Here is a 7,685-nt window from a genome sequence, read left to right on the forward strand (position 1 = left end):
GAAGTAAGGGACTGAGGAGAGATGGCACACAAGAAGGGCGCATCGTCCACCCGTAACGGTCGCGACTCCAACGCTCAGCGCCTCGGCGTGAAGCGCTTCGGCGGTCAGGTCGTCAACGCGGGCGAGATCCTGGTCCGCCAGCGTGGCACCCACTTCCACCCGGGTGCGGGCGTCGGCCGTGGCGGCGACGACACGCTGTTCGCGCTGAACGCCGGTGCGGTGGAGTTCGGTACCCACCGTGGCCGCAAGGTCGTGAACATCGTCCCGGTCGCCTGAGTCTGCTGACAGCACGGCTCTGACCGAACGTTTCGCGAGGCGGACCTCACTTCCCGAACGGGAAGGCGGGTCCGCCTTTCGCGTGTTGACATAGGTATTACCCCGCAAGTATCTGGAGGCACTGCACCATGACCACCTTCGTGGACCGCGTCGAGCTGCACATCGCCGCGGGTAACGGAGGCCACGGCTGCGCCTCCGTACACCGGGAGAAGTTCAAGCCGCTCGGCGGCCCCGACGGCGGCAACGGCGGCCGCGGCGGCGACGTCATCCTGACCGTCGACCAGTCCGTGACGACCCTCCTCGACTACCACCACTCCCCGCACCGCAAGGCCACCAACGGCAAGCCCGGCGAGGGCGGCAACCGCGCGGGCAAGGACGGCCAGGACCTGGTCCTGCCGGTGCCCGACGGCACGGTGGTCCTGGACAAGGCGGGCAACGTCCTCGCCGACCTCGTCGGCCACGGCACCTCCTACGTCGCCGCCCAGGGCGGCCGCGGCGGCCTCGGCAACGCGGCCCTCGCCAGCGCCCGCCGCAAGGCCCCCGGCTTCGCGCTGCTCGGCGAGCCCGGGGACTTCGGGAACGTCGTCCTGGAGCTCAAGACCGTCGCCGACGTGGCCCTGGTCGGCTACCCGAGCGCCGGCAAGTCGTCCCTGATCTCGGTGCTGTCCGCGGCCAAGCCGAAGATCGCCGACTACCCGTTCACCACCCTGGTCCCCAACCTCGGTGTGGTCACCGCCGGTTCGACCGTCTACACCATCGCCGACGTCCCCGGGCTCATCCCCGGCGCCAGCCAGGGCAAGGGCCTCGGCCTCGAGTTCCTGCGCCACGTCGAGCGGTGCAGTGTCCTCGTGCACGTCCTGGACACCGCCACCCTGGAGTCCGAGCGCGATCCCGTCTCCGACCTCGACGTCATCGAGGAGGAGCTCAAGCAGTACGGCGGACTCGGCGACCGGCCCCGGATCGTCGTCCTCAACAAGATCGACGTCCCCGACGGCAAGGACCTCGCCGAAATGGTCCGGCCCGACCTGGAGGCCCGCGGCTACCGCGTCTTCGAGGTGTCGGCGGTCGCCCACACGGGTCTGCGCGAGCTGACGTTCGCCCTCGGCGAGCTGGTCGGCGCGGCGCGCGCCGCCAAGCCCAAGGAGGAGGCGACCCGCATCGTCATCCGGCCCAAGGCCGTCGACGACGCCGGTTTCACCGTCGTCCAGGAGGAGGACGGCCTCTTCCGGGTCCGCGGCGAGAAGCCCGAACGCTGGGTCCGCCAGACCGACTTCAACAACGACGAAGCCGTCGGCTACCTCGCCGACCGTCTCAACCGCCTCGGCGTCGAGGAGCAGTTGATGAAGGCCGGCGCCCGGGCCGGCGACGGCGTCGCCATCGGCCCCGAGGACAACGCCGTCGTCTTCGACTGGGAGCCGACCATGATGTCCGGGGCCGAGATGCTCGGCCGGCGCGGCGAGGACCACCGCTTGGAGGAGCAGCGCCCGGCCGTCCAGCGCCGCCGCGACCGGCAGGCCGAACGGGACGAGTCGCTGCGCGAGTACGGCGACTTCGACCCCTTCGAGTAGCCGCACCGCCGGCTCCCTCCCGGGCTTCCGGGACCGGCCGGACCACCGTCGTACCCGATCACGCCCGTTGCGGCCAGGACCCGTTCCCGGCCGCAACGGGTTTTCCGTTGCCTCCCAGTTGCCCTGCGCACGCACGGCTGTGTGCAGCGGGCGGACCCATCTGCCATGGGAGCTGCCGAAGGTCGGACCGCCGCTTTCTGACCGCCGGTGCCGCCGTCCTCACAGGCACCTCCATCTCCAGCAACGGCGACCAGGACCAGGCGGCCTTCCACGCCCAGTTCGACCCGCTGAGGCCCGACACCCCGCACTGAAAGGTCATCGACGCCCCCGCGGCTACCACCTCTTCGACATCCGCCGCGACGGCATCGACGCGCGCGTGCGCGTGGAAGCGGACGAACAGGGCGGAAACCGGCGTGCCGAACGTCAAGTCCGTGTGACAGGAGCCTGGGACTCATCTGTGTCCCAGGCTCCTCTCAGGTGAACCCAAGGTAAACCTCTTACCTTTCGTTAACCATGGAGACGGACTGTACGAGAGGCGAAGCCCCGGTGAACCACGCCCCGATAGGCCCCATCGGCCCCCTTGCCGCCCTGCCCGCCGGCACCCGCCTGCTGCACATCGGCCCGCACAAAACCGGTACCACGGCCATTCAGGGCGCCCTCTTCGCCGCCAGGGACAAGTTCCCCCGACACGGCGTGGAATTCCCCGCCACCACCCGGCACCCGATGGAGGCCGCCCTCGCCGCCTGCGCCCGGCCCGCGATGATGGGCGACACCCTGCCCACCGAGAAACACTGGACCCGGCTGCTCAAGCAGGTCGAAGCCACCGGCTCGCGCACGTCGGTCATCAGCAGCGAGTTCTTCGCCGACGCCCCCGACGACGAGACCGCCGCCCGCATCGTCAGGCAGCTCGGCGGCGACCGTGTCCACGTCCTCGTCACCCTGCGCCCGATCGTCAGGATCATGCCCTCGCAGTGGCAGCAGTACGTACAGAACGGCCTGCGCATGGGCTACGAGGACTGGCTGGACCACATGCTCCGCAAGGCCCCCTACGAGAAGCCCAACCCCAGCTTCTGGCACCGGCACCGGCACGACCGGCTCGTCGAACGCTGGAGCCGCGCCGTCGGCACCGACCGGATCACCGTCATCGTGGTCGACGACCGCGACCGCGACGGCCTGCTGCGGACCTTCGAAGCCCTGCTCGGCCTCCCCGAAAAACTCCTCCAGCCCGTTCCGGACGCGGCGAACCGCTCCCTCACCCTCGCCGAGACCGAAATGCTGCGGAAGCTCAACGTGGAATTCCGCGGCAATGGCTTGCCCGACGAGCTCTATTCGAAGCTCATCCGCAACGGCGCGGTCATGCATATGAAGAACACGTGCAGTCCCGCAGCCGGTGACGTGAAGATCCGCACCCCCGACTGGGCCGTCGAGGCCGCCGCGCGCATCGGTGCCGAGATGGTGGCACGCATCGACGCCATGGGCGTCCGCGTCGTCGGCGACCCCGCCCTGCTCTCCGCCGTCCCCGAACAGCCGAAACCGGCCACCGGGGAAGCCCGCATCGCCCCGGAGGTCGCCGCCCACGCCTTGTACGGCGCACTTGCCGCGGCGGCCGCCGCACCGGTACGGCACACGGCCGAGGCGAAGGCCAGGGCCGTGCACCAGACGTCATCGAAGGAACTCGTACGGGTACTGGGCCGCCGATGTCTCAAGAGGCTGCGACGACGGTGAGAGGCGGGCGAGCCGGACAGCTTAGCCCTGCTAAGTCGTCCACGTGTCAAGATTTAGCATCGCTGAGAGGTGATGTGTCACGCACCGCAATCGGAATGCACTGTGCAGTTACTCACAGCAAATTCACGGAACTTCCCCGGACGGCCGCCGAGCGGTACCCATCACCAGCGATGCAAGATGAATGAAAGGTTGCGGGTACATATGCGGTGGACGGCGCTCACCTTGCACAGCGGTTACCGGAAGTGGGACCATTTCCTGGTTCCCTGATGCCCCAAGGTAGGTCACCTGTGTCCCAGCGCATAGCCAAGCCCCGAACCACCGCAGTGATCCTGGCCGGTGGCACCGGCCAGCGGGTGGGTCTGTCGATCCCCAAGCAGCTGCTGAAGATCGCAGGCAAGGCAGTCATCGAGCACACCCTGGCCACCTTCGAGAAGGCCGACTCGATCGACGACATCATCGTGCTGATGGCCCCGGGCTACGTCGCGGACATCGAGAAGATCGTCGCGAAGGCCGGCTTCACCAAGGTCAAGAAGGTCATCGAAGGCGGCAACACGCGGAACGAGACCACCGAGCGCGCCATCGAGGCCCTCGGCGAGGGACTGGCCGCGGGGGAGGACCGCAACGTCCTCTTCCACGACGCCGTACGCCCCCTGCTGTCGCAGCGCGTCATCGACGACTGCGTGGCAGCCCTGGACCGCTACCAGGCCGTCGACGTCGCCATCCCCTCCGCCGACACCATCATCGTCACGCGCACGCACGGCCAGGACGGCGAGTTCATCACCGAGATCCCGGACCGCTCCCGGCTGCGCCGCGGCCAGACCCCGCAGGCGTTCAGGCTGTCCACGATCAAGCGGGCCTACGAGGTCGCCGCAGGCGACCCCAACTTCCAGGCCACCGACGACTGCTCCGTCGTGCTCAAGTACCTGCCGGACGTGCCGATCCACGTCGTCGCCGGCGACGAGTACAACATGAAGGTCACCCAGCCCGTCGACGTCTTCATCGCCGACAAGCTCTTCCAGCTCGCCTCCACCGCCGCGCCCGAGCAGAACGGCGAAGACGCCTACCGCGAACTGCTGACCGGCAAGACCGCGGTGATCTTCGGCGGTTCGTACGGCATCGGCAAGGACATCGCCGAACTCGCCGAGTCCTACGGCGCCACCGTCTACGCGCTGGGCCGCTCCACCACCGGCACCCACGTGGAGAACCCGGAAGAAGTCGACGACGCCCTGTCCAAGGCGTACGCCGAGACCGGCCGCATCGACTACGTCGTCAACACGGCGGGCGTCCTGCGCATCGGCAAGCTCGCCGAGACCGACAACGCCACCATCGAAGAGGCGCTGAAGGTCAACTACCTGGCCCCCGTGCAGATCGCCCGCTCCAGCTACAAGTACCTCGCTGAGACCAACGGTCAGCTGCTGCTCTACACCTCCAGCAGCTACACCCGCGGCCGCGCCGAGTACAGCCTCTACTCCTCGACCAAGGCCGCCATGGTGAACCTCACCCAGGCCCTGTCCGACGAGTGGGCCGGTGACTCCATCCGGGTCAACTGCATCAACCCCGAGCGCACCGCCACCCCCATGCGCACCAAGGCCTTCGGCCAGGAACCGGCAGGCTCGCTGCTCTCCTCCGAGGCCGTCGCCCGCACCTCCCTGGACGTGCTGCTGTCCGAACTCACCGGCCACGTCATCGACGTCCGTCAGCAGGACCCGACGGCCGCCGCCGGCCAGGCCTCCGGCTTCGAACAGGCGCTGGCCAGTGTCCTGGACCGGCAGGACGGCGTGGCATAATCAACTTCCAATAGTTATCTGTAATTCAGGCCTCTGTGGTTGCGTGTTCGTCGAGCATTCACAGGGGCCTGAACCGTAAAAATTCCAGATCGACTACCACATCAGATCGTCCGCAAGGTCAAATACAGGCCTTTTTGTCAGCAAAAGGTTCTCCGTGATATCCACCGCTATTCGCGTCGCCCGGGTGGGCAGCGCGGCCGAGCTGGCCGCGGCGGCACTCATGATGCTGGGCTTCCCGGTGCTCATGATCGCCGCGCTCGTCCCGAGCGTTTACGCCTTCGCGGCCGCGGCCGCCGTCACGTACCTGGCGGACCACTACCTGCACCGCAAGGGCAGCTACCTCATCAACCGCCTGAGCAAGGTCCGGGCCGGCCTGTCGATCCGCTTCCTGATCCGGCAGCTCCTGCTGATCCTGCTGCTGGCCCGCATGGACCTCTCGAACGGTCTGATCTTCTACGGCGCCATCGCCTGCTTCATCGCCTTCTACGGCCTGCAGGCCCCGCACGGCGCACTGGTCCAGCTGATTCGCAACCGCCGCCGGATGCCGGTCGCCACCCGCAACGTCGACCTGAAGTCCCGCATCCGCATCCCGGACGCCCCGCCGCAGGGCCTGCTGGACCGCTCCGCCGAGAAGATGCTCCATCTCGACCTCGCGGCCGTCGTCGGCCTGCTGATCTCGGGAGTCACCAACAGCGCCGTCGCCGGATTCATCGGCGTCGGCCTCACCCTCGGCCTCGGCTCCTTGTACGTGCTGGTGCTGATGCCCTACGTGCGCGGCCGCAAGACCCCGCCGGACGCCGACACCGTCCTGGCCGCCGTCGACGACTGGCTCGCCGAGTACAAGCCCGAGACCGTCCTGTACTTCTCCGGCTCCAAGGACTCCGCCTACCAGGTCAACATGTGGCTGGAGACCATGGAGCAGCTGGACTCCCGCCCGCTGATCCTGCTGCGCGAACGGGTCATCCTGCAGAGTCTCGCCCCTACCACGGTCCCCGTCATCTGCGTGCCCGGCGGTGTGCACCTGATGAACATGGACCTGGCCACGGTCCGCGTCGCCCTCTACGCGGCCAACGTCGGCAAGAACATCCACCTGCTGCGCGTCCCCACGATGAAGCACGTCTTCATCGGCCACGGCGACAGCGACAAACTGGCCAGCGTCAACCCGTTCAGCAAGGTGTACGACGAGGTGTGGACCGCCGGCCGCGCGGGCCGCGACCGCTACGCCATCGCCGACGTCGGGGTCCGCGACGACGACATCGTCGAGGTCGGCCGCCCGCAGCTGGCCCCCATCCAGCACTGGCAGGGCGTACCCGACGGCCGTGTCCCCACCGTTCTCTACGCGCCCACCTGGGAAGGCTGGGACGGCAACCCCGGCAACACCTCCCTACTGCTCGCCGGCGAGAACATCGTGAAGAAGCTGGTCAAGGCGGACCCGCCGGTCCGTGTCCTGTACAAGCCGCACCCCTTCACCGGCACGGTCAGCCCAGAGGCAGGCGCCGCCCACCGGCGGGTCACCGCCCTCATCGAGAAGGCCGCCGCCCAGCGCGCCACCGACCCCCGCTTCACCACCGACGCGGCCGCCCACGCGGCGGCCCAGGCCGAGCTCACCCGTATCGAGGCCCGCCTGGTCGAGCTGACCGGCACCGGCGACGAGAAGCGCGACGAGGCCGAGGCCAGCCGGGACGACGTCGTCGACCTCAAGAAGCACGAAGAAGTCGCCCGGCTGCGCGCCGAGTGGAACGACGCTCTGTGGCGTTCCTTCCCCACGCACGAACACCGGGTCATCACGGGCGCCGAACCGCGCCTGTACGACTGCTTCAACGTCTCCGACGCGATGGTCTCCGACATCTCCAGCGTGGTCTCCGACTTCATCGCGAGCGGTAAGCCGTACGCCGTGACCGACTCCGCGGGCGTCGGAGTGGAGGAGTTCAAGCAGGCCAACACCGCGGTGCGGGCCGCTGTGATCCTCTCCAACAGCGCCAAGGAACTCGGCGGCCTGCTGGACGCCGTCCGTGATCCGTCCGCCGACCCGCTGGCCGCGGACCGCGAAGAACTCAAGCGCTACCTGCTGGGCCCGGACGAGCCCACCTCCATCGAGCAGTTCAACGGTGCGGTGGCCGCCCTCGCCCGCAAGGCCGAGACCCGCAACCTGGGCCAGCAGGCCCGGATCGCGGCCGGTGACGCGGAGGCGGCCGACATCGCCGAGACGCTGCCGGGAGACCCGCTGAAGGCCGCCAGCGAGACGGAAGGCACCACCACCCCCGGCTGACACGCGCTCCAGCGCATACACCGAACGGGCTCGGTCCCGGGGATTCCTCCCCGGGACCGA

At 68.6% G+C, this 7,685-nt stretch carries 5 protein-coding genes; all 5 read left to right on the forward strand.

Annotated features, from left to right (window positions below; translation table 11 throughout):
• The first annotated feature begins 21 nt into the window (after nt 1–21).
• Complete coding sequence (gene rpmA / locus ABZ646_RS35030; RefSeq protein ID WP_007381992.1) at nt 22–276, forward strand: 50S ribosomal protein L27; 255 nt, start codon at nt 22–24, stop codon at nt 274–276.
• Between the two features lie 128 nt (nt 277–404).
• Nucleotides 405–1,844: a GTPase ObgE gene (gene obgE / locus ABZ646_RS35035; RefSeq protein ID WP_360528148.1), complete on the forward strand. Its 1,440-nt coding sequence runs from the start codon at nt 405–407 to the stop codon at nt 1,842–1,844.
• A 513-nt stretch (nt 1,845–2,357) separates the two neighbouring features.
• Nucleotides 2,358–3,569, forward strand: a complete 1,212-nt coding sequence (locus tag ABZ646_RS35040) for a hypothetical protein (protein WP_360528151.1) — start codon at nt 2,358–2,360, stop codon at nt 3,567–3,569.
• 287 nt (nt 3,570–3,856) lie between these two features.
• Nucleotides 3,857–5,356 carry a bifunctional cytidylyltransferase/SDR family oxidoreductase gene (locus ABZ646_RS35045; protein ID WP_360528154.1) on the forward strand — a complete coding sequence of 500 codons (1,500 nt, stop codon included), beginning with the start codon at nt 3,857–3,859 and terminating at the stop codon, nt 5,354–5,356.
• 154 nt (nt 5,357–5,510) lie between these two features.
• Nucleotides 5,511–7,625, forward strand: coding sequence for a hypothetical protein (locus ABZ646_RS35050; RefSeq protein ID WP_360528157.1), 2,115 nt, complete (start codon nt 5,511–5,513; stop codon nt 7,623–7,625).
• The last annotated feature ends 60 nt before the right edge of the window (nt 7,626–7,685 follow it).

The organism is Streptomyces sp. NPDC007162 (assembly GCF_040634175.1).
GTDB lineage: Bacteria > Actinomycetota > Actinomycetes > Streptomycetales > Streptomycetaceae > Streptomyces.